1 protein-coding gene is annotated in these 966 nt (G+C 73.8%); it reads right to left on the reverse strand.

From position 1 onward, the window contains the following. Positions 1 to 270 precede the first annotated feature (270 nt). Positions 271 to 849: a TetR/AcrR family transcriptional regulator gene (locus tag C1A33_RS26405; RefSeq protein ID WP_101834282.1), complete on the reverse strand. Its 579-nt coding sequence runs from the start codon at positions 847 to 849 to the stop codon at positions 271 to 273. Between the last annotated feature and the right edge of the window lie 117 nt (positions 850 to 966).

A 966-nucleotide genomic window follows, 5' to 3' on the forward strand; every position in this document is an offset into this window, starting at 1 on the left:
CGCCGAGGCCGACCGGAGCGCGGTGCAGGCGGGGGAGCAGGGGGCCGGCGGTCGGGTGCGACAGAGCCATGGGTCAGTGATACCGCGGCGGATACCGACCGCCACGTCTTGACTTCCCCCCGCGTCGCTGGATTGTCCTTTCCCCACAGGATGTCCACAGGGTCACCTCGAGTTACCCACCGCCACGTCGACAGGGTTGTCCACATGACGATCTTGATGTGACGAGTCTCACATCCGCCGGGTGGTCCGCGGGCGACGCCGGCGCGAGCGTCAGCCGGGGGAGACCGGCGCCGCGCGTGGGGCGAGCAGGGCGTCGACGAGACGGGCGGCGTCGGCGAGCGCCAGCGCGGTGGCGACGAACAGGATCGTGTAGGTGATCGGCGCCATCACCCGCTCCACGATCTCCCCGACCGGCGGCGGCGCACCCCCGCGCGCACGCTCACGGGCGGTGATGGCCTCCAGCTGGCCGCGGACGTAGGCGTCGCAGCGCCCCGCGGGCAACGCCGGCGCCGCCCCGGCGACCAGGTCGCGCAGCACCTCCCGCCCGGCCGGCGACGACATCTCCTCCAGGTACTGCTCCGCGTAGGCGACGAGATCCCCGCGCAGCGACCCGGTGTCGGCCGGCGCGGCGTCCGGGCGCAGCCGCGCGGCGGCGACGTCGGCGAGCAGCTCCGTGAGATCCCCCCACCGCCGGTACACCGTCGACGGCGTCACCCCGGCGCGCGCCGCCACCAGCGGCACGGTGATCTCGTGGCGGGGCCGCTCGGCCTGCAGCGCGAGCACCGCCCCGTGCACCGCGGCCTGCACCCGCGCGCTGCGCCCACCCGGGCGCGGCCCCTGCGGACTCACAACCAGCACCTTAACGCGAAACCTTTGCGTCAAGCGCGGGCGGGCGCTAACGTGCCCCCCGCTAACGCAAAATCTTAGCCTTTAGCTGTTCGGTGGAAGGGACACCCATGCCCACCC

The organism is Frankia canadensis, from assembly GCF_900197875.1.
GTDB lineage: Bacteria > Actinomycetota > Actinomycetes > Frankiales > Frankiaceae > Frankia > Frankia canadensis.